This window comes from Pseudomonas sp. ZS1P83, from assembly GCF_054897825.1.
Map to the genome: position 1 here is coordinate 2,967,235 of NZ_CM142706.1, position 25,892 is coordinate 2,993,126.

The 25,892-nt window shown below is 58.7% G+C and carries 24 protein-coding genes, 1 tRNA gene and 4 pseudogenes; 13 read left to right on the top strand and 16 right to left on the bottom strand.

Going from position 1 to position 25,892, the window contains the following annotated elements; genetic code table 11:
• Position 1: 1 nt before the first annotated feature.
• The 4 genes from ACYZT0_RS14105 to katG all read left to right on the top strand — a co-directional run bounded on the left by ACYZT0_RS14105 (position 2) and on the right by katG (position 6,104).
• Positions 2–1,327, top strand: a complete 1,326-nt coding sequence (locus ACYZT0_RS14105; RefSeq protein WP_462046354.1) for an MFS transporter — start codon at positions 2–4, stop codon at positions 1,325–1,327.
• A gap of 30 nt (positions 1,328–1,357) precedes the next feature.
• Entirely contained in the window at positions 1,358–2,584 is a 1,227-nt protein-coding gene (locus ACYZT0_RS14110; protein ID WP_462046355.1) for a CaiB/BaiF CoA transferase family protein, read from the top strand.
• Positions 2,581–3,375: a methylmalonyl-CoA decarboxylase gene (gene scpB, locus ACYZT0_RS14115; protein ID WP_462046356.1), complete on the top strand. Its 795-nt coding sequence runs from the start codon at positions 2,581–2,583 to the stop codon at positions 3,373–3,375. The genes ACYZT0_RS14110 and scpB overlap by 4 nt, the downstream gene beginning before the upstream one ends.
• A gap of 473 nt (positions 3,376–3,848) precedes the next feature.
• On the top strand, positions 3,849–6,104 hold the full coding sequence (gene katG / locus ACYZT0_RS14120) for a catalase/peroxidase HPI (RefSeq protein ID WP_462046357.1): 2,256 nt from the start codon (positions 3,849–3,851) through the stop codon (positions 6,102–6,104).
• Between the two features lie 349 nt (positions 6,105–6,453).
• On the opposite strand, the gene ACYZT0_RS14125 is transcribed toward katG, so the two are convergent.
• On the bottom strand, positions 6,454–6,846 hold the full coding sequence (locus tag ACYZT0_RS14125) for a GFA family protein (RefSeq protein ID WP_462046358.1): 393 nt from the start codon (positions 6,844–6,846) through the stop codon (positions 6,454–6,456).
• Positions 6,847–7,037: 191 nt separating this feature from the next.
• On the opposite strand from ACYZT0_RS14125, the gene ACYZT0_RS14130 reads away from it, so the two are divergent.
• Positions 7,038–7,709, top strand: a complete 672-nt coding sequence (locus tag ACYZT0_RS14130) for a class I SAM-dependent methyltransferase (RefSeq protein WP_462046359.1) — start codon at positions 7,038–7,040, stop codon at positions 7,707–7,709.
• 49 nt (positions 7,710–7,758) lie between these two features.
• Here the strand turns inward: ACYZT0_RS14130 and ACYZT0_RS14135 are convergent, their stop codons facing one another.
• Positions 7,759–8,877, bottom strand: a complete 1,119-nt coding sequence (locus ACYZT0_RS14135; protein WP_462046360.1) for a glycosyltransferase 61 family protein — start codon at positions 8,875–8,877, stop codon at positions 7,759–7,761.
• A 70-nt stretch (positions 8,878–8,947) separates the two neighbouring features.
• A pseudogene (locus ACYZT0_RS14140) lies at positions 8,948–9,195 on the bottom strand (hypothetical protein); the annotation flags it as partial.
• 287 nt (positions 9,196–9,482) lie between these two features.
• Here ACYZT0_RS14140 and ACYZT0_RS14145 point away from each other — a divergent pair.
• On the top strand, positions 9,483–11,108 hold the full coding sequence (locus tag ACYZT0_RS14145; protein WP_462046361.1) for an NADP-dependent glyceraldehyde-3-phosphate dehydrogenase: 1,626 nt from the start codon (positions 9,483–9,485) through the stop codon (positions 11,106–11,108).
• A 68-nt stretch (positions 11,109–11,176) separates the two neighbouring features.
• Complete coding sequence (locus tag ACYZT0_RS14150) at positions 11,177–12,196, top strand: FUSC family protein (RefSeq protein ID WP_462046573.1); 1,020 nt, start codon at positions 11,177–11,179, stop codon at positions 12,194–12,196.
• Between the two features lie 7 nt (positions 12,197–12,203).
• Here ACYZT0_RS14150 and ACYZT0_RS14155 read toward each other — a convergent pair whose 3' ends face one another.
• Positions 12,204–13,097, bottom strand: a complete 894-nt coding sequence (locus ACYZT0_RS14155) for a DMT family transporter (RefSeq protein ID WP_462046362.1) — start codon at positions 13,095–13,097, stop codon at positions 12,204–12,206.
• A 135-nt stretch (positions 13,098–13,232) separates the two neighbouring features.
• Between ACYZT0_RS14155 and ACYZT0_RS14160 the strand changes: the two genes are divergently transcribed.
• A complete protein-coding gene (locus tag ACYZT0_RS14160; RefSeq protein ID WP_008155029.1) occupies positions 13,233–13,670 on the top strand; it encodes an Lrp/AsnC family transcriptional regulator in 438 nt (145 codons plus the stop codon).
• Positions 13,671–13,735: 65 nt separating this feature from the next.
• Here the strand turns inward: ACYZT0_RS14160 and ACYZT0_RS14165 are convergent, their stop codons facing one another.
• Complete coding sequence (locus tag ACYZT0_RS14165; RefSeq protein WP_034147218.1) at positions 13,736–14,407, bottom strand: Bax inhibitor-1/YccA family protein; 672 nt, start codon at positions 14,405–14,407, stop codon at positions 13,736–13,738.
• 123 nt (positions 14,408–14,530) lie between these two features.
• On the opposite strand from ACYZT0_RS14165, the gene ACYZT0_RS14170 reads away from it, so the two are divergent.
• The 5 genes from ACYZT0_RS14170 to ACYZT0_RS14190 all read left to right on the top strand — a co-directional run bounded on the left by ACYZT0_RS14170 (position 14,531) and on the right by ACYZT0_RS14190 (position 16,952).
• Positions 14,531–14,618: transfer RNA gene (locus ACYZT0_RS14170), tRNA-Ser, on the top strand.
• 206 nt (positions 14,619–14,824) lie between these two features.
• Positions 14,825–15,034: a hypothetical protein gene (locus tag ACYZT0_RS14175; RefSeq protein WP_462046363.1), complete on the top strand. Its 210-nt coding sequence runs from the start codon at positions 14,825–14,827 to the stop codon at positions 15,032–15,034.
• Between the two features lie 94 nt (positions 15,035–15,128).
• The gene (locus ACYZT0_RS14180) at positions 15,129–15,776 is read left to right on the top strand and encodes a hypothetical protein (RefSeq protein WP_462046364.1); all 648 of its coding nucleotides are present in this window, start codon (positions 15,129–15,131) and stop codon (positions 15,774–15,776) included.
• A 114-nt stretch (positions 15,777–15,890) separates the two neighbouring features.
• Positions 15,891–16,541 (top strand): SOS response-associated peptidase family protein, encoded by a 651-nt coding sequence (locus tag ACYZT0_RS14185; protein WP_462046365.1) that lies wholly within the window; start codon positions 15,891–15,893, stop codon positions 16,539–16,541.
• Between the two features lie 147 nt (positions 16,542–16,688).
• Positions 16,689–16,952 (top strand): hypothetical protein, encoded by a 264-nt coding sequence (locus tag ACYZT0_RS14190; RefSeq protein WP_462046366.1) that lies wholly within the window; start codon positions 16,689–16,691, stop codon positions 16,950–16,952.
• A 21-nt stretch (positions 16,953–16,973) separates the two neighbouring features.
• On the opposite strand, the pseudogene ACYZT0_RS14195 reads toward ACYZT0_RS14190, so the two are convergent.
• From ACYZT0_RS14195 to ACYZT0_RS14245, 11 genes and pseudogenes are all read right to left on the bottom strand, one after another.
• Positions 16,974–17,252, bottom strand: a pseudogene (locus ACYZT0_RS14195) (cell wall hydrolase); the annotation flags it as partial.
• A gap of 86 nt (positions 17,253–17,338) precedes the next feature.
• Positions 17,339–17,722, bottom strand: coding sequence for a hypothetical protein (locus ACYZT0_RS14200; protein ID WP_462046367.1), 384 nt, complete (start codon positions 17,720–17,722; stop codon positions 17,339–17,341).
• A 1-nt stretch (position 17,723) separates the two neighbouring features.
• Complete coding sequence (locus ACYZT0_RS14205) at positions 17,724–18,137, bottom strand: hypothetical protein (protein WP_462046368.1); 414 nt, start codon at positions 18,135–18,137, stop codon at positions 17,724–17,726.
• Between the two features lie 66 nt (positions 18,138–18,203).
• The gene (locus tag ACYZT0_RS14210) at positions 18,204–18,764 is read right to left on the bottom strand and encodes a hypothetical protein (RefSeq protein WP_462046369.1); all 561 of its coding nucleotides are present in this window, start codon (positions 18,762–18,764) and stop codon (positions 18,204–18,206) included.
• Positions 18,765–18,922: 158 nt separating this feature from the next.
• Positions 18,923–19,893, bottom strand: a pseudogene (ltrA, locus tag ACYZT0_RS14215) (group II intron reverse transcriptase/maturase); the annotation flags it as partial.
• A gap of 472 nt (positions 19,894–20,365) precedes the next feature.
• A complete protein-coding gene (locus ACYZT0_RS14220) occupies positions 20,366–20,683 on the bottom strand; it encodes an FxLYD domain-containing protein (protein ID WP_462046370.1) in 318 nt (105 codons plus the stop codon).
• Positions 20,684–20,686: 3 nt separating this feature from the next.
• Complete coding sequence (locus ACYZT0_RS14225; protein ID WP_462046371.1) at positions 20,687–21,217, bottom strand: beta/alpha barrel domain-containing protein; 531 nt, start codon at positions 21,215–21,217, stop codon at positions 20,687–20,689.
• Positions 21,218–21,256: 39 nt separating this feature from the next.
• Positions 21,257–22,291 carry an AbrB family transcriptional regulator gene (locus tag ACYZT0_RS14230; protein ID WP_282375888.1) on the bottom strand — a complete coding sequence of 345 codons (1,035 nt, stop codon included), beginning with the start codon at positions 22,289–22,291 and terminating at the stop codon, positions 21,257–21,259.
• 87 nt (positions 22,292–22,378) lie between these two features.
• Positions 22,379–23,620, bottom strand: coding sequence for an ATP-grasp domain-containing protein (locus ACYZT0_RS14235; RefSeq protein WP_462046372.1), 1,242 nt, complete (start codon positions 23,618–23,620; stop codon positions 22,379–22,381).
• A 166-nt stretch (positions 23,621–23,786) separates the two neighbouring features.
• Positions 23,787–24,618: pseudogene (locus ACYZT0_RS14240) on the bottom strand (hypothetical protein).
• A gap of 45 nt (positions 24,619–24,663) precedes the next feature.
• Positions 24,664–25,833: an MFS transporter gene (locus tag ACYZT0_RS14245; protein ID WP_462046373.1), complete on the bottom strand. Its 1,170-nt coding sequence runs from the start codon at positions 25,831–25,833 to the stop codon at positions 24,664–24,666.
• Positions 25,834–25,892: the final 59 nt, after the last annotated feature.

The window sequence follows — 25,892 nt, forward strand, 5'->3', positions numbered from 1 at the left end:
AATGTCTAGAGTGTTAACAGCATCAGCAACGGGCGTGAAGCCCATCAAAACGCCCCTGACCCGCGAGCAGATTCGCGGCTTCTGGACGGTCTACGTGGGATGGGTTCTGGATGGCGTGGATTCGGTGATCTTCGCACTGGTTTTGATTCCTGCCCTGACCGAACTGCTGCCCGCCTCGGGCATTGAGCCCACCGCCACCAACATCGCCATGTACGGTTCGATAACGTTCGGGTTGTTTCTGATCGGCTGGGGCCTGTCGTTCATCTGGGGGCCGCTCGCCGACCGCTTTGGCCGGGTGAAGATGCTGGCCGCCAGCATTCTGGTCTACTCGCTGTTTACCGGCGCGGCGGCGTTTTCGGAGAACATCTGGCAATTGGCGGCGTTCCGGCTGATCGCCGGGATTGGCGTCGGCGGCGAGTGGGCACTCGCCGGCACCTATGTCGCCGAGAGCTGGCCGGAAGACCGGCGCAAGATGGGCGCGGGGTATCTGCAAACCGGCTACTACTTTGGCTTCTTCATTGCCGCGCTGCTGAACTACACCGTCGGCGCAACCTATGGCTGGCGCGTGATGTTTCTCTGCGGACTGTTCCCGGCGTTCATTGCGATCTATACCGCGCTGAAAGTGAAAGAGCCTGGCCAGGTGCGCAAGGCTGCGCTCAACGTCAAAACGCCCGCATTGAAGCCTGCAACCCGCGCGTCGTGGTGGGAAATCTTTGCACCGGCCTTCCGGCGCCGCACGCTGACCAGCTCCTTGCTGGTCGGCGTCGCCATCGTCGGTTTGTGGGCCGGCTCGGTTTATGAAGCAACGGCCGTCGTCACGCTGGCCACCCAAGCAGGTATCGATCACGTCGGCGCGGTGCACCTCGCCTCCATTGGCGCGGCGGTGCTGGCGCTCAGCACGATTCTTGGTTGCCTCGTGGCGCCCTGGCTGGCTGAGCGACTGGGCCGGCGGGTTGCACTGGGGATCTATTTCGCCGGCATGGCGACATCGATCGTCGTTGCGTTCGGTTGGGTGTTCTACATGGACGATGGCCTTCATCTGTTCATGGTGTCGCTGGTGTTCCTCGGCTTCTTCGGCGGCAACTTCGCGATTTTCTCGCTCTGGCTGCCCGAGCAATATCCGACCCGGATCCGCGCCACGGCCTTCGCCTTCAATGCCTCGGTCGGCCGCTTCATCGGCGCGGGCGTCAACTTCCTGCTGGCCGCGGCGATCCACGGGTACGGCTCGTTGGGCGCGCCCATCGCCTGGACAGCCGCGGCCTTCGTGGCCGGCATTCTGATTCTGCCGTTCGCCGTCGAAACCCGTGATCAAACCTTGCCGCAATAACGCGCACCTGACCATTCATTGGAGAACCCTATGCAAGCTTTGCAAGGCGTGAAGATTGTTGATCTGAGTCGCGCACTGTCGGGGCCGTTCTGCACCATGGTGCTGGCGGACCTCGGTGCGGATGTGGTCAAGGTCGAGCCCGGCCCGACCGGCGACATGAGCCGCACGTGGGGGCCATTCGACCGGGGCGTGAGCACTTATTACCTGTCGTGTAACCGTAACAAGCGCGGCCTGTGCATCGACTTCCGCAATCCCCAGGGATTGGCCACGATCCAGCGGTTGATCGATGAGGCGGACGTCGTCATCGAGAACTTCAAACCCGGCACGCTGGAAAGTATGGGGCTCGGTTATGACGTGCTCAGGGCCCGCAATCCGCGACTGATCATGGGCAGCATCAACGCCTTTGGCGCAAATGGGCCGATGAGCAGTTGGCCGGGCTTCGACCAGATTGCACAGGGTTATTCGGGGTTGATGAGCCTGACCGGTTTCGTCGATGGCGACCCGACGCGTACCGGCACCGCCATCGGCGATTTGACCTCAGGCATGTGGCTGGTGACGGCCGTGTTGGCGGCCTTGCTTGAGCGCTCGACTACCGGCCAAGGCCAACACGTCAGCACGTCGTTGCTGGCCAGTCTGGTCGGGCTGTTGAGTGTGCACGGTCAACGCTACCTCAGCCTGGGAGATGTGCCACGCCGTACGGGCAATGCGCATTCGGTGATTGCGCCTTATGGTGTGTTCCAGACGCTGGACGGCCCGCTCAATCTGGCGCCGATCACTTCGGCCATGTGGGGACGTTTGTGCGTGCTGCTCGATTTGCCTGAGTTGCCGAATGACCCGCGATTTGCCACCAACGAAGCGAGAGTCGAACGTCGTGACGAGTTACGGGAGATTTTGGAAAGCCGATTGAAAACTCGCAGCAAACTCGAATGGACCACGCTGTTCGTCGAGGCAGGATTGCCCGCCGGCCCGATCAACACACTCGACGAAGTGTTCGACGATCCGCAAGTGCTGCACAGCCAACTGACCGAGACACTCACGCACCCGACACTTGGCGCATTGCGTCAGGTGGTGACACCGGTGTTCGGCGCCACCGACGGCGCCGCCAGCCGCCCGCCGCCGCTGCTGGGTGAACACAGCATCGAAATCCTGCGCGAAGGCGGTTTCGATGCCGCATCGATTAACGCACTGCTCGCCGCCAAGGTCGTGTTTCAGGACACCGACGATTCGCCCGCACAATCAACAGGAACCGCCCAATGAAACCAACCTCCTCCGCCACCGTGACCGTCAACCGGGTCGATGAACGCATCGCGCGGCTGGTCTTCAGCAACCCCACCCACCGCAACGCCCTCAGCGCGCAGTTGCTGGCATCCCTCGACGAAAGTCTCGCCGCCCTCACCTCACAACGCATCCCCGTTGTGATACTTGGCAGCGAAGTGGGCCAACTGGTGTGGAGCGCCGGCCACGACATCCGCGAACTGCAACATGACCGCGACCCGATCGCCTACGGCAAACCCCTCGAACAGGTATTGCGCCGCATCCGCGCCTACCCCGGCGTGGTGATCGCGCTGATTTCCGGCTCGGTATGGGGCGGCGCGGTCGACCTGGCCATGAGCTGCGACCTGGTCGTTGCCGATCGCAGTGCAAGCTTCGCAATGACCCCGGTCAACATCGGCTTGCCCTACACCACCAGCGGGTTGCTGCGGTTCTTCAACAATTTGCCGATTCACGTGTTGAAGGAAATGTTCTTCACGGCGCAGAAGCTTGATGCCGAACGCGCTGAAAGGTTTGGTTTGGTGAACAGGCTGGTCGACAGCGACGCGCTGGAATCGACTGCGCTCGACATGGCCCAAGGCATCGCCGCCAAAGCGCCGCTGGCCATTGCGGCGGTGAAGGAACAATTGCGAATTCTGGAAGACCTGCAACCGATGCCCGTGCAGGCGATGGAGCAGATAGCGGAACTGCGGCGACAGGCGTGTGAGAGCAGCGACTTTAGCGAAGGGTTGGCAGCCTTTGCCGAGCGCAGGCCGGCGGTGTTTAGTGGAAAGTAGCACCGGGGATTTGATCTGAAAGCTTCGGTGTTTGTGCTACCGTCATCGCGGGCAAGCCACGCTCCCACAGGTTTTGAGTCGTTCACATACTTGGGGAACGGCGTAGCTTGCCCGCGATGAGGCCCGCACAAATCAAGTTCCCCTGATGCCTGTAAAAGACTCTGCCTATCACAGCCTAATACTCCCCCTATTAGCTGACTTCTCAACTGGGGTCTAACCTTAGTCGAGCGCTGGCACTCTAGCCGGCCGGTCAAGAGCTGATAAGGAGATAGGAATGGGTCAGAAGCCTGACTAAACCTGCCGTAGGCCACCGTGCAGGCAACTCGATTGCTGCTGTTCAGAATTCCCGTGTGATCAAACAATCAGTTGTTCAAACTGCTGGCCCTGCAGCCTGTGTCATTGGTTTCGCTCGTTGCTATTTAACGCCCACGCTGGGCCGGATAGCCGGATGAACACGACAAGGTAGCTCACACATGGCAAATGAATCGAAATGCCCGTTCAATCACGCCGCTGGCGGTGGCACGACAAACCGAGACTGGTGGCCGAACCAACTGAATCTGAAGATTCTGCATCAGCACTCGTCCCTGTCCGACCCCATGGACGAGGGTTTCAACTACACCGAAGCATTCAAAACCCTGGACTTTGAAGCGGTCAAAAGAGACCTGACTGCGTTGATGACCGATTCGCAAGACTGGTGGCCGGCGGACTTCGGTCACTACGGGCCCCTCTTCATTCGCATGGCCTGGCACGCCGCCGGTACGTATCGCACCGGTGACGGTCGTGGTGGCGCCGGTTCCGGCCAACAACGCTTTGCGCCGCTCAACAGTTGGCCGGACAACGTTAGCCTCGATAAGGCGCGCCGTCTGCTCTGGCCGATCAAGCAGAAATATGGCTGCAACATCTCCTGGGCTGACCTGATCGTCCTCACCGGCAACGTCGCGCTGGAGTCCATGGGCTTCAAGACCTTTGGCTATTCCGGCGGTCGTCCGGACGTCTGGGAACCGGATGAGGATGTTTACTGGGGTTCGGAAAACAAGTGGCTGGGTGGCGACACCCGCTATGGCAAAGAAAATGAGCCCATGCAAGAGCCCGGCGAAGGCCCACTCGTTGCTGAGCCGGGGGAAAATGAGGAGAGCCGTACCGAGCAAGGGCGCAACCTGGAAAACCCGCTCGCTGCGGTACAAATGGGCCTGATCTATGTGAACCCTGAAGGCCCGGAAGGCAACCCGGACCCGGTTGCCGCCGGGAAAGACATCCGCGAGACCTTCGCGCGCATGGCGATGAATGACGAAGAAACCGTGGCACTGATTGCCGGCGGCCACGCCTTCGGCAAGACCCACGGCGCCGGACCTGCCGACAATGTCGGCGCCGAGCCCGAAGCCGCAGGCCTGGAACAACAAGGCTTTGGCTGGAAGAACAGTTTCGGCACCGGCAAAGGGCCGGACACCATCACCAGCGGCCTGGAAGTCACCTGGACCACCACGCCCACCCGGTGGAGCAACAACTATCTGGAAAACCTGTTCGGCTTCGAGTGGGAACTGAGCAAAAGCCCCGCGGGCGCGAATCAGTGGATACCGAAAAACGGCGCTGGTGCCGGCATCATTCCGGATGCTCACGACCCTTCCAAGCGTCGTAATCCGACCATGCTGACCACGGACCTGGCGCTGCGATTCGACCCGATCTATGAACCGATTTCGCGGCGTTTCCTGGAAAATCCGGACCAATTGGCCGACGCGTTCGCCCGCGCCTGGTTCAAGCTGATCCACCGCGACATGGGCCCCCTCTCCCGCTACCTCGGCCCAGAAATGCCGAGCGAAGAACTGCTGTGGCAAGACCCGATTCCAGCGGTCGACCATGCCTTGGTCAACGACAGTGACGTCGCCGCACTCAAGAGCAAACTCCTGGCCTCGGGCCTGACAATCTCGCAGCTTGTATCAACTGCCTGGGCGGCGGCCTCGACCTTTCGTGGCTCTGACAAACGCGGCGGCGCCAACGGTGCGCGTCTGCGTCTGGCTCCGCAGAAATTCTGGCAAGCCAACCAGCCTGAGCAAACGGCGAGCGTGCTGGCGAAACTCGAGAGCATTCAGAGCGAGTTCAACAACAGCGGCAAGAAGATCTCGCTGGCAGACCTGATCGTGCTGGCCGGTAACGCTGGCGTCGAACAGGCGGCAAAAAATGCTGGCCACAGCGTGACGGTTGCGTTCACACCGGGACGGATGGACGCCTCCCAGGAACAGACGGACGTAGAGTCTTTCGGCTTCCTCGAACCCATCGCCGATGGCTTCCGTAACTACCTCAAAGGCAGATACCGCGTACCGACCGAGCAGCTGTTGATCGACAAGGCGCAACTGCTGACACTCACCGCGCCAGAAATGACCGCGCTCATTGGCGGTATGCGCGTGCTGAACACCAACGTCGGACAAACCAGACACGGCGTGTTCACCCAGCAGCCAGAGGCGTTGACCAACGACTTCTTCAAAAACCTGCTGGACATGGGCGTGGAATGGAAACCGGTCTCGGAGGCTAACGAGGAGTTTGAAGGGCGCGATCGCAAAACCGGCGAAGTGAAGTGGACAGGCACCCGTGTCGACCTCATCTTCGGCTCACATGCGCAGTTGCGAGCGTTGGCTGAAGTCTATGCAACCGCTGATGCGAAGGAAAAGTTTGTAAAAGACTTCGTGGCCGCCTGGACCAAGGTGATGAACCTGGATCGCTTCGATCTTAAGTAACGCAAGCGGTGTTACTGAACCTGCAACGCCTCCCAACGTGGAGGCGTTGTGCTTTTTGTTGATTAGAGGAAGTGACTAAACGGGAGAAATCGTGGCAAGGGCACCGATCAAAATGGTCAACACCAGAAATCCACCCAGGAAAATTGCCATCTTGCCCATTGGGCCTCCTACGTTATGAGTTTGCAGTACAGCGGTTGCCGAAACTGCTGAGCGTGCTGTCATTGTGAGCCGGCGGCGGCGTGGGTTACATATGCAGATAACGAAGGAAAATACGGATCAGAACAAAACACCGCCCACGTAAAAGCCCGCTGACCGTCACCGGTTCAGCGGGCTTTATTTACTGCGCGGCCTACTCCTCAAAGCGCCCCGTCGCGTCACGATCGCGCTCGTATCGTCTCGTGAGCGCAAACGACGGCAACCAGGACTCGCGACGGACGATCCAGCTTTCGTAGGTTGGCATCAGCTGGTCAGGGGCATCCAGGGATCCCAGGTTCACTTCGATTTCGTCGGCGGTGCGTGCAAAAATGGACGAGCCGCAGCGGGGACAGAAAAACCGCCCGGCGTAGTCGCGTGTTTCGCCATTGATCGTCACGGCACTCTGAGGGAACACCGCGGAGGCGTGAAAAAGGGCCCCATGATGCTTTCGGCAGTCGAGACAGTGACAAAGGCCGACCCGGTATGGACGTCCCGACGCCTCAATTCGGACGTTGCCGCACAGGCAACCGCCCGTGAATCGTTCCATGCTGCGTCTCCTCTAAAATCAAGCGGTCGGAATGTTTGCGACGCACAGCCGGTCTTCCCGAATGACGCGCCGGTGTGACCTCGCAAAAGGCAACTATCGGTGATTGTGACGCAGGTAAAACGTCACCGATAAAGTCCATCGACCAACAGATGTCCTATCCTTCCATCCAACCAACAACTGCGGAGATCGAAATGCCCGCCTCCGAATCTACCCTACTCCAAAGTTGGCACCACAACGCCCAATCCTGGATCGAAGCCATTCGCACCGGCACCCTCGAAAGTCGCCTCAAGCTCACCGACCAGGCAATCCTGCTGGCAGTGCTAAGCCGCCAGCCCGAGCGTGTGCTCGACCTGGGTTGCGGCGAGGGCTGGCTGTTGCGTGCGCTGGCCGAACGGGCCATCAAAGCGGTCGGTGTGGATGGCGATGCTACGCTGGTCGAGGCGGCGCGGGCGGCGGGCTCTTCTCAGGTGCATTTGGCGAGCTATGAAGAGTTGGTGGAGGCGAAGGTGGACATCGGCAGCGCCTACGACCTGATCTGCGCCAACTTCGCTCTGCTGCACCAGGACATCATCCCTCTGCTCGCCGCCATGAACGCCCTGCTCGCCCCTGGCGGCGCGCTGGTAATCCAGACACTGCATCCGTGGACCGCGGCGGCGGGCGACTATCAAGATGGTTGGCGGGAAGAGACCTTCGCTGGGTTCAAGGGGCAGTGGCAACCCATGCCGTGGTACTTGCGCACCTTGTCCAGCTGGCTCAATGCGCTGGACATGGCCGGTTTTCGGCTGGCGGGCCTGCAGGAGCCGCAGCACCCGCAAAGTCCTGTGCCGCAGTCGTTGCTGTTGGTGGCCGAGCAACGGGGGTAAGCCCCACATCCGGTTATTCACGCCCCTGGCCGAATTTTCCAGGCGGCCGTCATGATGGGAACAGGTCCAGTGTGCGCTCAACCTCTTGAATGTCGATTTTAAAGCCATCGCCCTCTGGCGTACCGACCACAAAGCCAAAATTCTGGTTGTCGCGATCCGTCAGGTACTTGAAGTAGCTGACGAAACGGTTCGGTGGCTGCAGTGCCAGCAACGAACCACCCGGCTGGAGTACATTGACACCATGGACTAACTGGCTCCCTTCGACCCCCACCACGGTCCGCGCCCCGGCACACTTCGCCACTATGGTCGGGACATCGGTTTTCAAAGGATCGATTATGCGAAACCCCCTACTCTTGCGCAGATGCTCAGCGAGCTCAATTTCATTGCGCAAAAAGCGCAAGTCACCGTCGCCACCCCGGAGAATGAACACGCCAGGGTGAGACTCATAGCTCACGTGCGACAGTAGCTTTTCACCCATGGCACGGAAACGTAGATGCCTGCTTCGATTGTTGCTCAGATCGTCGAATAGCACGAGCTCATGAAAAAACGCACCGTTCAAGCGAACCGGTTTCATGCCAAACCAGTCCTCATACGCGGGGGTCTGGGTAAATATGGGGAACCTGGCGGATGGCGCGGTGGTGACCGGGACGCCTTCGTCGCAGGCCAACGAATAGGTCGGGCAGTCTTCCATCAACCATGTGCCAAACCATGTATTTCCATTTTGCGTGCAGAAGACGGCCCCGCGGTCGATCTCGTTTTCCACGAGAACTCGCGGAAACATACCCGGTTTGAGAGACAACCACAGACTTGCATTGTCCTTGTAGAGCGCGCCATCGATCAGCCAGACATCCTTGACCAAGTAGCCACGTGTCGGGCCGTGTACCACGTCACCCAGCCCTTCCATGGTGCGAGCGGGATGCTCGAAAGGATAAAAGCGCTTCGCCTCCCATCCTGTCACACGTTCCATTTGACCGGGCAGGAAGATAGCTGGCGGCGAATGCGATATCCCACCCGGCGCAATATCCCAGCTTTTCACCGCCAGGCTTTTCAAGTTGATCTCCGCCTTCCGTGCCAGCCGTTTTCTCGCCATATACCTGTAGGCGGCAAGGGTCCATTTTTTTCGATTGCCAGCGATCGCAGTGCTTATTTCCGAGACATCGCTTTCCATGAAAAGTCCTCCCTGCGGGACAGGGTCAATAGTCAGGCACGAAGCGCTGTAATTGTAGTTCTGGAATGGCTCAGCTGGATGCAATCCTTTGCATGACGGTGGGGGCTGCAGACTGGCATAGCGACTGCGCAAGGTTTCGAGGACCTGTTCGCCCGAGCTCTGTGCGCAATAGAGATAAATTTTGTACAGCCCGCCAAAGACCATTTCATGATAGCGGCTGGCGACCTCCTCATCGCTTGGCCCGTCCGGTAAGCCAAGGTGGCGGGTCATTTCCTTTCCTTCGACAGCGAATAGCGGCGTGTCCCAGAGGAATTTGGCGCCCTCGACGTACGCAGTCAGCTCGCAAAATCATAGACGGCAATATTGACCCTGCCGGGGTGCGCTTGTCGCGGTTTCGACTAGCCACTTCCCTGCCAGCTGAATGTCCGGTACAGAGCAAAGCGGTCTACGCTTGGGACACAAGATCCAGACCTTCCCCCCTCTGCTTTGCCCATTTGCGCTTGATTGCAGTTAAAAAGTCGAGTCATTAAGGCGTATAACCTTTGAAGTGAATTGCGAACTGCAAGCCGCCAGCGCATGGCTTACACCACACACGGGGTAGCGACATGACCACAGCACACATCCTTGGCAACTTGTTTCCCGACTACACCGACATACCGGAAAAATACCGCCTCGACGGCCAGACCGAGCAGCGTGAATACCTGGTCGACGGCGAGCTGAAAACCTGGTCCGGGCCCCTCGCCCAAGTCCGTAGCCCGGTGTACCTGACGGGTGAAAATGGCGATGAACAAGTGATTCTTGGCAGCACGCCACTGCTCGATGCCGACACCGCATTGACCGCCCTCGACGCCGCCGTCCGCGCCTATGACCGAGGCCAGGGTTTGTGGCCGACGATGCGCGTGGCCGAGCGCATCCAGCACGTCGAAGCCTTCTTGGGGCGCATGCGTGAACAGCGCGAAGCCGTGGTCAAGTTGCTGATGTGGGAAATCGGCAAGAACCTCAAGGACTCAGAGAAAGAGTTCGATCGCACCTGCGATTACATCGTCGACACCATCAACGCGCTTAAAGAACTCGATCGCCGCTCCAGCCGCTTCGAACTGGAACAGGACACCCTCGGCCAGATCCGACGCGTACCGCTGGGTGTGGCGTTGTGCATGGGACCTTACAACTACCCGCTGAACGAAACCTTCACCACGCTGATCCCGGCGCTGATCATGGGCAATACCGTGGTGTTCAAACCGGCCAAGCTGGGCGTGCTGTTGATTCGTCCGCTGCTGGAAGCATTTCGCGACAGCTTCCCGGCCGGGGTGATCAACGTGATCTACGGCAGTGGCCGCGAGACCGTCAGCGCGCTGATGGCCAGCGGCAAGATTGATATCTTTGCGTTCATTGGCACCAACAAGGCCGCCAGCGACTTGAAAAAACTCCATCCAAAACCGCACCGCTTGCGCGCGGCGTTGGGCCTGGACGCGAAAAACCCCGGCATTGTGCTGCCTGAGGTGGATCTGGACAACGCGGTCAGCGAAGCACTCACCGGCTCGCTGTCGTTCAATGGTCAGCGCTGCACCGCGCTGAAAATCCTCTTCGTCCATGAGGACGTGGTCGACGCTTTCATCGAGAAATTCAACGCCAAACTCGCCAGTCTCAAACCCGGCATGCCGTGGGACAGCGGCGTGGCGCTGACGCCGTTGCCGGAAGCGAGCAAGATCGATTACCTGCACTCGCTGGTCGCGGATGCCGTCGGCAAAGGCGCCACCGTGGTCAACCCCAATGGCGGTGAAACCCGTGCTTCGTTCTTCTACCCCGCCGTGCTGTACCCGGTGACGCCGCAGATGCGCGTCTATCAGGAAGAACAGTTCGGCCCGGTCGTCCCGATCGTGCCTTACCGGCATCTGGACACGGTGATCGATTACGTCCTGGAATCGGACTTCGGCCAGCAGCTGAGTATCTTCGGCACCAACCCGGTGGCGGTCGGCCGACTGGTGGACACCTTCGCCAACCAAGTCGGCCGGATCAACCTCAACGCCCAGTGCCAGCGCGGCCCCGACACCTTCCCGTTCAACGGCCGCAAGAACTCCGCTGAAGGTACGCTGTCGGTACATGATGCGCTGCGGGTGTTTTCTATTCGCACACTGGTGGCGACCAAGTTCCAGGAAACCAACAAAGAACTCATCAGCGAGATCATCAGCGGACGCAGTTCGAGTTTCCTGACTACCGATTACATCTTCTGAGGAGACCGAGCCTGAGCACATTCAGAGCCAATCGACTGCCACCGCTGTTGCGCCGACTGCTGCGTCCGTTGCTGGACCCGTATCGGCGCTATCGCCACGCCAGAGTGATCCACGCGGTGCGCGTGTCGCTGGGGTTGCTGGCAACCATCCTGCTGACCACCGGCATTCACCTGCCCCACGGTGAGTGGGCGTCGGTGACGATGCTGGTGGTGATTGGCGGTTTGCAGCACCACGGCAACATCGGCAAAAAAGCCGCCGAACGCGCCATCGGCACCTTGATCGGAGCCGGCGTCGGCTTGCTGCTGGTGGCACAACAGGCCTGGCTCGGGATGCCGTGGCTCACCTATTTCGCGATGGCGGTGGTCTGTGGGTTCTTCTCGTACCACGCCATCGGCAAGGGCGGTTACACCGCGTTGCTCTCGGCGATTACCGTGTTTATCGTCGCGGGGCATGGCGACAATCCAATCACCGACGGGTTGTGGCGTGGTGTGGACATCCTGATCGGCATCGCGCTGGCCCTGGCGTTTTCTTTCGCCCTGCCGCTCTACGCGGTTTATTCCTGGCGCTATAACCTGGCCGACGCCTTGCGCGACTGCGCGACAATCTACGGGCGCATCACCAATGGCCAGTCGGTCACCGATGACGAACACCATAAACTCGTGGGCCGCCTGAACACGGTGATGGTGCAACTGCGCTCGTTGATGCCGTCGGTGTCCAAGGAAGTGCGGATCTCCATGACTGAACTCGATGCCATTCAGCGCCACTTGCGCATGTGCGTCAGCACCCTGGAAATCCTCGGCAACACCCGACCGGATGCCAGTGACCCGGACGCCATGGCCCATCTGCAATCGGCCTTGAAAGCCGAACATCGGTTGATTCGGGTACAACTGATCGGTATGGCCCGAGCGCTGAAATCCGGTGCCTCCCAGCGGCTGAGTCGGCCCGTCGAAATGCCGTCGGATTCACACCTGGCCGCACCGGTTTACAGTCCGCTGGACGGCTACCGGTTATTGGTCCGGCAGCTAGCCGCCAACATCGGCGAGATGCGCCAGCGCTTGGCCAAGACTGCACCGCGCTGGAACATCTGACGACTGTTTATTGAGTTACCGTTCGACGAGACTTCAAACTCCAACCTTGTTGCATGCCGGCAGCGGCCAACAGAATCGCAGCGACACCGAGCCATTGAAGCGGCTCCAGGCGATGGCCGAAAGCGAACCAGTCGACGAAAATCGCCGCAATCGGGTAAATGAATGACAACGCACCGGTCAGTGCCGTCGGCAGTTTTTGAATGGCGCCGTAGAGCAGCACGTACATCACGCCGGTGTGGACGATGCCCAGGGTCACCAGGCTGGCCCACGCGCTCGGAGCTTGCGGCAGCGCCGAAAAGTGCGCGAATGGCGCGAGTAACAGCACGCCGGAGAGAACCTGAATCAACGCAATCAGATGTGGCGGTGTGCCGGTCAGGCGTTTGATGATCAACGCGGCAATCGCGTAAAGGAATGCCGCCCCCAGCGCCAGAGCGATGCCCACCAGGTAATCATTGCCGCTCTCGCCCTGCCCGCCATGTGCGCTGACAATCGCCAGCATCCCGAGAAACGAGATACCCAGCCAGAACAGTTTCTGCAGGGTGATTTTCTCGTTGAGGAACAACGCGGCCAACCCCACCAGCATGAACGGTTGAACGTTGTATACCGCCGTGCCGATGGCAATCGAGGCACGGGAATAAGAAGCAAACAACAGCACCCAGTTGCCGACAATCGCCACGCCGCTGAGCACGGCGAGCAAGAACGTGGTGCGAGTCAAAATGCCTGGGCGCAGGAAGCCGAATGCCGCGCAGATCAGCAACAACGTGCCGGCGCCGAACACGCAGCGCCAGAACACCACGTCCAGCACCGGCTGCCCGGACACCAGCACGAACCAGCCGATGGTCCCGGAAATCAACATGGCGGCGGTCATTTCGAATGACCCGTGACGTATTGTTTTGTCCATCACCAGACTCCTGTGTTTGAGCCCAAAGTATGCCAATCCGTCGGGGGGCTTCTCCAGCGCAAAAAGCAGGCTAAACTCGGCTTCTGCCTTTTTTATCAAGGCGGTTTGAATTAATTGCCTAACAGGGGTTTCGCCATGACCGACGATATCGACCAAGTGCTGATCACGGCCTTGATGGAAGACTCACGCCGCTCGCTAAAGGCCCTGGCGCAAATTAGCGGCCTGTCCTCGCCCAGCGTCGCCGAGCGCCTGCGCCGCCTCGAAGAGCGTGGCGTGCTTAAAGGCTATACCGTCGAGATCGACCCAAAATGCTTCGGTTATCAACTTCAGGCGATCGTCCGCATTCGCCCGCTGCCGGGTCAGTTGCAGGAAGTGGAGCGGCAGATCCAGGCCATCCCTGAATTCACCGAGTGCGACAAGGTTACTGGCGACGACTGTTTCATCGCCCGTCTGCATGTGCGTTCGATGGAGCAACTGGACACCCTGCTCGACCGCCTCAACACCCACGCCGAAACCAACACGGCGATCGTCAAGAAAACCCCGGTCAAGCGCCGGTTGCCACCGATGGCGTGAGCCTTTACTCAAATCGCAGGCAAGAAAAAACCCGCCGAAGCGGGTTTTTTCCTCAAGGCTGACGATTAATCATCGCGGCTCATGATGCCGAACAGCTGCAACAAGCTGATGAACAGGTTGTAGATCGATACATATAGGCTGATGGTCGCCATGATGTAGTTGCGCTCACCGCCGTGAATGATGGCGCTGGTCTGGAACAGAATGCAGACCGAGGAGAACAGCACGAAACCTGCGCTGATCGCCAGTTGCAGACCGCTGATCTGGAAGAAGAAACTCGCCAGTGTCGCACCCAGCAGCACGAAGAAGCCTGCAGTAATGAATCCGCCGAGGAAGCTCATGTCCTTGCGAGTGATCAGTACATAGGCCGACAGGCCGCCAAACACCAGCGCCGTCATTGCGAAGGCCGAACTGACCACCTCGGCGCCGCCCTGCATACCCAGGTAACGGTTGAGGATCGGGCCGAGCAGGAAACCCATGAAACCGGTCAGGGCAAATGCAGACACCAGGCCCCAGGCAGAATCACGGAGTTTGTTGGTGAGGAAGAAAAGGCCGTAGAAACCGATCAGCACCACGAAGATATTCGGGTAGCCGACACGCATCTGCTGGGCGACAAACGCCATCACGCCGCTGAATGCGAGGGTGAGAGCGAGTAAGCCGTAAGTGTTGCGCAGGACGCGGCTAACCTCTAGCTGCTCAGCCTGCACGCTGTTATTAACTGCGTAATCCTGTTCGCGCATGGCGACACTCCTGTTGGTTTGAAACGTTGAGACGCAAAGATCATAACAGACGCTCTGTAACAAGCCATGCAGAGAGTTTGACAGTGTGTTTCATTCAGGTATTATGGCGCCCGCAACGCAAACGGAGGTGTGGCCGAGTGGTTTAAGGCAACGGTCTTGAAAACCGTCGACTGTAACAGGTCCATGAGTTCGAATCCCATCGCCTCCGCCATATTTGTACCGACAAAGCCCTGATTATTCAGGGCTTTGTCGTTTCTGGGGTTTGGCGACAATCTCGCCGCTCGGCATGTGTTCCATAACTATTATGGAAGCGTTCCAGAACTAACCCGTTTTTACCCGCCTCCGGCGTCCTGCCGATGGTTAAACATCCTTCATGTAACGCGATGCTACGCTATCCTCAAAAACCGAGGAATCGCGATGCCAAACTCAGACCTGCTCCCTTCCCTGCTCTTCAAGATTAATGAAAATCAGCTCGCCCTTGAGGCCGCCATCCTGGAGCTTTCCAATTGGGTCGAGGCCCGCGGCTCGGCTGACGTCGCCGACAGCGTGCGCGGCGCCTTGGACGCCATCGACAAGAACGAGGAGTTCATCAAGCTTACGCTCGCAGTTCTGATGACCCCGGAGTGACCTAGAGCGACAGCTAGTCGCCTCATCCTCGCCACGATAGCTGCACCTCAATTACTGTACATGCAACCAGTATTTGTACAGCGAACCCATTTCCATGAATTTCGACCAGGCTAAAGCGCTGAGACTTCAGCAGTGCCGCTCGACCCTCGACGACCACGACTTTCCTATGCAGAACCCCGAGGCCCATCGCCAGACCCTTCATTCAATGAGCGCCACCCTTGTCACCGAGGAGTTAATCGATGAGCTTCAGCAGTTCGATATGAACGAAATGGCGAACGCCGCTTACTGGCACGCAGTGGAAGAACTTCATACCTCGCCAGCCCGCTACTGCGGCGCTTCTGCCTACGACGTTGTGCAGCGTGGCAATGGCGAGCTATTCGGTCGCATTGGACAGTCAATTTTCTATGCCACCAGCACGCTTGCCGACATTGCACGATCCTCATACGACGGGAAGATTTACCGCGATGCCACCGGGGCGAACCTTGTTTTCAGCCCGTTCGGTGTTACTGCAAGAATTGTCGGGCTTTTACTGACGCTACCTGATGGGCAGCAATACGATCTTGTCGAAACCGGGCGAACACTCGAGGGGATCACCCACGAGCCCGATAGAAGATCCAGACATCTACCGCGCGCTGGTGGACGCTGCACAAATTGGCCGCGAGTGCTGCGATCTACGTACTTTCGAAAGAGTGCGGCCGCGTCTCGACCTGGCCAAATTCCGCACCTGCCCCGCTTGCCTTGATCGTTTTGATCGTTTTGATCGGCGTGAAGATTGCCCGACATGCGCTGGAAGAGGGTTTGTACCGAAGCCGGCGGCCACTGGTCTACCCTGAATATACAGTCGGAGGGTTCAACCATGTGCGGACGCCTTTCCCAGTACCGGGGCATTCACGACTTCGTTGCGGCACTCAGCATTCCCAACGCATTGATCAACTATGCCGGCGACCAGCCTTTCGAGCGCTATAACGCCGCGCCGACCACGCAGCTTGCCCTCTTTCACCAAGAGGGTCAGTTTCTGCGCGCTGACATGGTTCGCTGGGGCTGGCTCCCGCACTGGGCCAAAGACCGCGCCGCGCCCAAAGCAATCTGGCCCCACCGCGCGATCATCGCCATCGACAACTGGTTTGGGTGGGTTTATGAAGGCGGACCGAAGAAGCAGCCCTACCTGATTCGCCACCGTGATCGGACGCCAATCCTTTGTGCCGCAATCGGTCAATATCCGATCGCCGAGCATGAACCGAGCGAGCACGACGGCTTCGTTATCATCACCGCCGACAGCGCCGGCGGTATAGTGGATATCCATGATCGGCGACCAGTGGCGTTATCGCCGGAACTCGCCCGGGAATGGTTGGACCCAGCCACACCCAAGGAACGCGCCGAACAGATCATCTTGCACCAGGGAGAGCCGACAGAAGCGTTCAAGTGGTTTACGGTGGACCGGGCGGTGGGCAACGTGCGGAATCAGGGGCAGGAGCTCATCACTCCTTTGATCGATAACGCAGTCTGATCCAGCAATCGGCTAGGCGATTGTACTGAAGATCGACCTTCGCGCCATTCATCGATAAAACTCAATAACCGGAAGTGCCTGCCGATAGTCAACACAATGCCCCCAACATTAGGGGATTTTAGAACGTGTAGTAGCGGGTTCAAGCTTATGAAAGATATCTATCTACTGATCGAGCACGGTGTGGATCAGGGCGAAGTTTACGTACTTGGCTGGTTCGATGATAAAAAAAGGGCCCAGGAAGTGGCCGAGGAGAAGGAGTGGGAGGCGTACCGCGCCAGCTTGAAAACTGAGCATCCCTGGTCAAATCACAAACCGCTATCGCCAAACCAAACTAAATATCGTCGCTTCTGGATCAAAGAAATTTCCAAATTTGATCACGTCCCAGTTCCCAGATCCTCGGCAGTTCATTGACCCCCATCCGACTTCTGGTAGATCAGGCACTTTTCCTGACATCACTTGGTCGGCGCCGGTCTGCGCTTGAGCCAACTCGCGAAACGGAATCTGCTTCGCACCACTCAAGTAGGCGAAATTCGGGTCGTTCCTGTTCCAGCAGCTGAACTGGTACGGCTTCTGGCAAACACCAGCGTAGCCCTCGCCCCACCACGATTTGGCCTTGTCGTCGTTCACCCGGTTGCGAATAGTCCAGGCTACAGCGATCTGGCCTGCCAGGCTTTCCCCGCGGGCCTCGCCCCACAGCGTGCGCGCGAGGATGTCGCGGTCTTTTCAGTAATGGTCATCACTTTTCTCCGGGCAAAAAAATACCCGCTCTATGGCGGGCGACAGGCTCAGTTGTTTTGTTACGACAGACGAACTGGGCGTTGCGCAATATCAGGGAATGATCCGGCGCCTTCCTTCCAGTTGCTAACCTGCCCCCGATACTTCAACCACTGCTTTCGGGTGCCGGGCATAAGGTCGGGAGGCGCCTCGTCGGCCTCATCCTCCTTAATGGCTTCTAGCTGTCGCGCAACAATCAGCAGCTCCGCCGCGCGCCAGACAGTTTCAATCGAGGTGTCGAGCAGTAGCTTTTGGCTGGCAAGCTCTTCATCGGTGAACTCTGGAAGCGTTACCCCTCCGGACTCAACCCAGGCCAGGTATTCCGCGTAGTCGCGATTTTCTGGATCTTTTGGGATGTAAGCGCCATCGGACAAGCGAAGGATCACGTCGTCTGAATATTTGTACATGTCAAACCTCGGCCGAGAAGAATAGGTTGGGGGATGAACCGAAGGTCAGCAAAGTGCCATAGCCTATGCCAAAGGAGGTGGATATCGCGGCACCAAGGAAGCAAGACTCTTTACCGATTGCAGCGATCTGTAAGTTGTCCAATGCGATTCCGCCGCCACCACCGCCGGTAACAGTGAAAGAGACCGGAGATCCTGCCAAGAAACTGGCAGTAGGATTCACCCTCATTGCTCTTGGAAACTTTAATGTCCCAACAGCCAGGTAGTTGCTGTAAGTAAAAGTGACCGAGCAGACCGGCTGCCCAGCAACGCTAGGAGAAAGTGCATAGCGGATACGCGAACGGGAGATTACTTCAGAGAGCCGTACGAAGATGAAGATACCGCATACAAAGAGTGCCAGCGTCTGAACGACATGCATGCTCAGTGATTAATCTGGCCTGCCATGCGCCCCCTAATCCAAGTCTCACATGAAAGGCCGACCCTCTTAGCGTTGACCATCATGCACAGTGACCCTCATTCCCGTAGCCACAATCTCGTATTCAGTTTCGGAAATCTTATTCACGGCACCCCCAAATTGCATTTCGAAATGCTTCAGGCCTTCATGTCGAACCATGCCGCTTGGCGAGCGCTCAATGGTCTCGTCCTGATAGATGTTAATCACGTAGTCCAAGTTATCCGTGCCAACCCCAACTATTTTTCCAACATATTTATCTGCCATGTCCGAACTCCTTGCGTGAAATCTCAAAGTAGCTGGTACTGACAGATCAATCCAGAGCATTGAACAGTTCAGCTCACCATGATGTTGGTCTGTACCTGGGCGTGCCCGTGCAAGAGAGATACGACCCAGGCCTTGAGGCAGGCCAGCATCCTTGGCAGCACCTACCGCCTTGGCGATGGCGCTATCCAGATCAGCGACGGCGATTCGCTTGTTGAGGTCGGCGGTGTAGGCGGCGTTACACTGGGCTTCGACACGAAGGGTGGTGATCGTCGCCTGACTCTCAGTGTTAGCCGCAATGGCGTCGTCCTTGCTCTTGGCCTCGATCATCACCTGCCCTTCGAGTGCAATGACCTGGAAGTGCTGGATGCCCAGTAGCAGGCAGGCAATGAGCGCGATGATGGCTGCAGCTGCGAGGGCCTTTATAACGAATCTACCTTGCGACCCAGGAAGCGGTTCAGGTTATGCGGCTAAGCCGGTTTATCGTAATGCCAGCTCATCCCGTAACCCAAGTAATCACACTTCCAAGACCCCGCAACTCGGCTCTTGTCCCGGTTCAGCGTCAGTTTCAGGCGCTGATTCAGGAAGCGCTCAACACTCCTCATCACTTGTTCGCCTGCACGAGGGCTGCGCACATAGATGTTCGCATCGTCGGCATAACGCACAAAACGATGACCCCGTCGTTCCAGCTCGCGATCGAGTTCGTTGAGCAGGATGTTCGACAGCAACGGCGAGAGCGGGCCGCCTTGCGGCGCCCCTTCCTGCCGTCGGCTGACGAGTCCGCCTGACATCGTTCCCGCTTCGAGGTAACGACGGATCAGCTTGAGCACCCGCTTGTCTTCGATTTGGCGCGCCAGATAAGCCATCAGGATGTCGTGATTAACCCGATCAAAGAACTTCTCAAGATCGAGTTCCACGCACCAGCGATGCCCTGCCACATGGGCGCGGGCTTTCTCGATGGCTTGGTGGGCGCTTCTGCCCGGTCGAAAGCCGTAGCTATAGTCCGAGAATAGCGGGTCGAAGATCGGCGTGAGCTGTTGCAGCAGAGACTGTTGGATCAGGCGGGGAATACCCAACTGCCGGGTGCCGCCTTTGGGTTTGGGGATGTCGACGGCGCGTACACCTTGCGGGTGGTACTCGCCGGCCAGCAACCTCTTCTGGAGGGTCGGCCAATACTGTTTCCATAGTCCGCCAACTGGTCGACCGTCATGCCATCGGCACCCGGCGCGCCCTTATTGCTGACTACGCGATGATACGCACGTCTGAGGTTGGCGGGTGCCAGCACACGCACCATCAGCGTGTCCGGCTCCGCGTTCGTCCACGTCACAGACGCCGTCGATACCTTTGCGCTGTCAGCCGTCATCCTCGGATTCTGTCCGAGACTCGGAGTAACAGTCTTCTCTGGGAGAAGTTTCTGCATTTCGGTATTCAACGAGACTCTGACGCCTACTGGCGGCATAACCTGTTCGGCCCTTGGTGGCGCGGTTAACCGCCACTTACTACGGCTTCGGCTGACTTCTGCACGTTCATCCCGTCGCCTCTCGACGCTCGGTAGCACAGTGGCAAACGTGCAGATCTCCCAGGGTAATTCGCGCGACCTTCCTGCTTATGCCTGTCGGATCTATGTCACAGCGTTCCGTGCAAGTATTGGGCTTTGAAGATTATGGCCTTCTTACCCCGCTGCACCGCCTCTATCCGCTTCCTGTTCGTCAGGTCAGCATTTTGCCTCGGGCTTCCTTCAGATTCGCAGTCACCCGCGACACCCTTGCCTTTGGCTAACACTTCCCCTTGCCGGGTGTGTAGAGGACTTTCACCTCCAAGTCACCAGCGTGGCCACCACAGCCAAGCTGGTTGCGCTTGCGCGCAACGCGCCATGCCTGGCGCACCACAAAAAAGCCCTGCTCGATGGCAGGGCTCTATAAAAAATTTGATTACAGCGCTTGAATGCTACTCAGCTTCACTTCAGTGAAAGGCACCATCGCAGGTGCTGAAAACTTCCAATTCTCACCCGGGCCAATGTCCGCGCCATGAGCGATGGTGTTTCCGACAACATTACCTTCTGCGTCATACAGCTTGAACTTCACGAAAACGTTGGCAATCGTTGCATTCGTATTGTTGTGGGCTATGCCCTGAACGGCTGGGTAGCCGGCAGTAGCTTTAGTGACCTGAAGCCCGGATACGGACACTCGGTCTTCGGCAATCGCTACGGTGGAGAGAAGAATTGCAGCTAGGGCAAGAATCTTACGCATCGGTCAGGCTCTGTTTGTGGATTGGATCCCACTTTTGCCGATTGCCTTCGTGATGTCAAGATACTGGCGACAGCAAATCGACGCGCAAACCTTCACCCACAAAAAACCCGGCGCGATGGCCGGGGTCATCATCAGCACGCCCTGGACGTACGCGCCCTTGGCCCGCGCATGTTCGATGTAGCTCTCGGTCAGGCTAGCCTCGGTGCAATGGGACGCGATGCGCAGCACGTCGACGCCGATCTGCAGTGCGGTATCGATGTCGCTCAGCCTGGCAAACCCGGGAATCATGTGGATGCCGAGTCTGGAATGCGTCAGGTTGGCTCGCGCTGTTTCGAGCATCTCACTGTCTTTGTAGCGCGCAAGTCCGAGTTGCAGGGAGGACGCACCCAGGCCATTTCCGTGGCCGACTTCTACAACGCTGAGGCCGCAGCCATCGACAGCCTGGCAGTAGGAGGCAATATCCTCCAGGCTCAGCGAATGGGAGACAGCATGATTTCCGTCGCGCAGCGTTGGGTCGTGAATAGCAATACTCATCGAGATCAAATCCTTGTCATTCGAAGTTTTTTGCAGCAATTACTGTTCAGGCTGCGGGTTTTCCTGCAGCAGCCGTTTGGGCAGGAACGCTGGCGAAATATGGATGATCGACATCCGCACCACGTGATTGAGCATCACGAAGGCAGGATCGAGCTTGAGTAGCAAAGCCGCTGCGGTCATCACCTCAACACCACCAGGAACCCACGACATGAACAGCGAAAGGAACGGCTTGCCGGTCAGCTTGCTGAACGCGAAGGCAACCAGCAGTGTCGTGCAGAACGTCAGGGCAGTAACCACCAGACCGGCGCGGATGTAGCGCACGAAATCTTTGAGCGTGATGTCCTTGAGGCGAATGCCGATCAGACCGCCGAGCAGGATCAGCGCAACGATCGCCAGCGGATCGGGAACATGCAGATGGACTTGAGGAAAACCGACGTTGACCGCGGCGGAGCAAATCAGCCCGGTCAACATGTAAGGCGCGGGAACATCGAAGCGCTCCAGCAGATAGCCGGCGACCACAGCCGCGATCGCCGGAGGGATCACGCCAAGGTAATCATCAAACGAGCCCAGCACCGGCGCCGCGCTTTCGGCGTGCCCACCGGCAATGATCGTCACCACCAGCAACAGCGCGAGCAAACGGACAATGTGCACGAACGCGATGCGCCCGGAGGCCGGGCCCTCCTCTCCCGAGACCGTCATCACCGCCGCCATTGCGCCGGGAATGGACCCGAGCAGGCTTTCTAAATGCCCCCAGCGCTCCATGCGCCGCAGCCAGTTATAGCCGACGAAAATTTGCGTGGTCATGCAGATGAGCAGACCGACCAGAATGCTGAAGTCCGTCAGCTCGTGCATCATCGAGGCGGTGACGATGGAGCCGACACTGACCCCTAGCAGCAACTGCACGGTAGCCACGAACGGATACGGCATGCGCATGCGCACACCCATTTTGCTGAGCGCCGTGACCAGGCAGATCGCGCCGATCAGCTCACCAAGCGCAAGCCCGGTCATGTAACCGAGCCATGCGCCCAGGGCCGCCACGGGAATCGGGATAAGGCTTTCGAACACAGTCTTCATTGGATATCCACTTTTCTGCGGGCGTGACGATTCCGTCCAGCTCAGGAAGGTCAGCTCAATTAATGTCGAAAGGTTGTGCGATAAGGTCTATGTCGCGGCGGCGATTTCGCTGCCCGACCAGTCGCAACTCTCGTGGAACCAGGCTTCGACCTGATGCAGCTTGTCGCGCAACTCGGCCTCATCCTGGCCTGCCACGATGGCGTTGAGGATTTCCGAGTTGGTGAATTTCATGCCGCCATAGGAGGTCATCTTCCTGGCTGAAATTCGGTACTCCAGGACACCGTTGAGCGGGCAGGTTTGCGGAACGTCGCGCAGCAGACCGACCCGCGGCGGGATGCTGATATGCCCGACCATCCGCAGCGGCGCAGCCATTGGCTCAGGGCGGTAGAACGGATCATGCAGCGCGCGCAGGAAGCTCATCCGCGGATCAATGCCCCAGGCGTGGGTCAGCTCCTGGTTGAAGAACACCCCGCCCAACCGCGAGGCGATTTCGCAGAGGACGATCTCGTCATTTCCATCCACGAAAAGTTCAAGATGAAACAGCATGGTCGGATCGGATGGCAGCACATCTGCGACCAGCGAACGCGCATAGCGAACCAGCCTGTCGCGCATCGGGTTGTCGGCGTCGAGCATGTGCAGGTCATGTGATTTGCCGCCGAGGAAATCCAGCGCCGAGGTCATGACCCGAACCGGTGAAACCAGGATCGGACGGCCATCGATGTACAGACCATTGACGATGTAGTGGCTGCCACGCACATAGCTCTCGATCATCAGGTTGTGGAACGTGCTTGAAGTGCGCCCGGCCAGCCATTCCCGCAGCTGCTGCGCGTCGTCGAGTACCTCCACGCCGTTCGAGCCGCGGCCATCGCGAGGCTTGATGACCACCGGGAAACCGAAGCGCTCGCTGAAGCGAACCGCTTGCGTGGCATTGCTGATCGATGCCATTTCGGCGATGGCAAACCCGCAGTCCCTGGCGCGTTGCTTCATCAGGAACTTGTCCCGGTAAAACGAGGCGCGATCCTCGGCACCCAGCCTAATCCCGAGCCGATCATTGATGCGCGCCACCCGCAGCACATCGATCTCGGCCAGTGCCACACACAGCGGCGCATGGAGCTCCCGTGCAAGCTCATAGACATCGATCTCGACCAGCGCGCTGTCGTTAAAGTTGTCGAAGAGCTGGAAGCGGACGGTATGGCCCAGATGCGCCGCAATATCTTGAGATCGCGAGGCGCAGCTCAATAGCATGCCTCCCTGGCCAAGCGCGGCAGACCAGCTCGCGGCAGAGTGCTGGAGAAGAATTTTCGGCGGGCAAAAAACAATGAGCTGCATACGGCTTTCCTTGCAATCATCCATAGTTTGTAAATCTCCAACCCCAGGCACATCAAATCCACGCCGGATCCGGAGCTTCAGTATCTTGATAAAAACCTGAAGTACAGGCCAATACCGATTCCGTCGTTATTGATACTTTCCCAAGCGCTGTTCAGGTCGTTGTCTGTCAGTCCAGGTATTGGCCGCACTCACGCATCACTGCAGCCTTGCGCTGCAGGTATTGGCCGAAGATTTCCTGGGCGGCGGGCTTGACTACCGCGATGCCCATGGCATCGACGAACTCCTCGACCCCTGCAACCGCGTGGGCGAAGTGATTGCTTTCGGTGCCGCCGGTGTGCACGGTGACCCAGGCAACAGTGGCCCGTACCTTTGGGGGCGGCACGCCCATGTCGCGTTCGAACCATTGCTTGAACAGCGGATGAATGAACTCCACTTCACCGTGGGTGTAGACCTCTTGAACCAGGGTGACCAACAGCCCCTGCAACAGGTCGCGGTCACGCAGGCGTCGCGCGTCCGTCCAGTCCTTGAAGGCCTGCGCCGACGGCAGGCAGTTGTCTTTCAGCAGCCACTGATCGTCACCGCAGATCGGCGTTGCCATGTTGTAAAAAAGCTCGGAATGCAGCGTGTTGCTCAGTGCGCCGAGGTCCTCGTCGGTGATCCGTTGCAGACTGCCGCAGACCGCAGACCCGGTAGAGCCGTTGCGCCGCTTCGCCCCACTGCTCGGAGCGCGCCAGCAGCGTGATGCGGTTGGCCAGACCGGACACACTGGCGGCCGAGTTGTTGGTTTTCGACCAACTGCCAAAGAACTTGCGCAACTGCGGCGCAGCATGGCGGCGCGAGGTGAGCGTCTGGAACGAACTTTCGATGTCCAGCAGTTCCGATTCCTGGCTGCGAAACGCATCCACCAATGCTTGCTTCAGAACCCCGGCCGGCATCAGCTCCAGCACCGGCTCTATCACGTTCAACAACTGGCTTTGCAGCGTCAGCAGGTTACTCACGGTCATCTCACTTTTTTCCTTGTTGGATGATGATTTCAGGCACATTCACGGGCGCGGGAGCGGCGATGACGGCAATGGGGAATACTTCCAACCACCCCGCACGATCAGCAGCGGCAGCAACTGGAAAACCGCGATCAACGCGATACAGCCAGGCCAGCCCCATTGCTCCCACAGCACGCCAGGCACAAAGGCGCCGAAGCTGCCTCCCAGGTAGTAGCAGGTCAGATACACGCCCACGGCGCCGGCCTTGTTTTGCCGGGCATGGGTGGTGATAAAGGCATTGGCCGCGGACTGGACGAGGAATACGCCGGTGCAACTGAATGCCAGACCGACAACGATCAGCCACAACGATGGCCACAGGGTCAGCACCGAGCCGCTGACGCCCAGCCATGCCGCCACCCTCACCAATTCACTGCGAGGCAGGGCCTTGCTCATGCGCCCGGCGATCGGCACCACCACCAGTGCCAGCAGGAACACCGCATAAATCGAACCGAGCGCAGCGGTGCCCAGCGCAAACGGCGCCCGACTCAGGTGTATTCCGACATAGGTAAACGTCGCGACCTGGGCGAACAGCACGCAGAAACCCACGGCGTAGGTGGCCAGCAACGGCCTGCTTAGCAATTCGCTGCGCATTGCCTGGCGATCGACAGGCGTTTGTACGGGCGACCGAAAGTTGCGCGGCAACAGCAGGAAAATCCCCAGACCGATGATCAGGTTCAAGCCGGCCAGCACTGTCAGCGCCAGGCGCCAATCATCGAACTCGGTCACCAGGCCAGTCAAAAAGCGTCCACTAAAGCCGCCCAGAACCGTGCCGGCGATATACAAGCTGGTCATTTCCGTCACGTCACCGCCGCTCCAGCGCACGCCGATGTAGGCAACGCTGGTGGCAAACACCACCGGAATCAGCGTGCCTTGCACCGCTCGCCAGAGCAGCAGCTCGCTGAAACTGCCCGAGCAGGCCGCCATCACCGCAGGCAGTGCCAGCAATATCGCGGCCACGGCGACGACCCGGTGCTGCTCGCCCCACGCAGTCAACCGGCCGACAAAGGGGGCGGTGATAGCCACGGCCAGGGTGGTGACGGTGATGCTCCAGCTCGCTTGCCTGGCGGAAATGTGAAACGCCGCGGCCAACTCGTTGAGCAGACCTTGAGTGGCATAAAGGTTGATAAAAGCGGCGCACCCAGCCAGAAACAAGGCAACTCGAGGACAACTCACGCAATGATTCCCAAGATTAATTGTAATATTTTTAAACAACTTTATAAGATAGGCCGTCG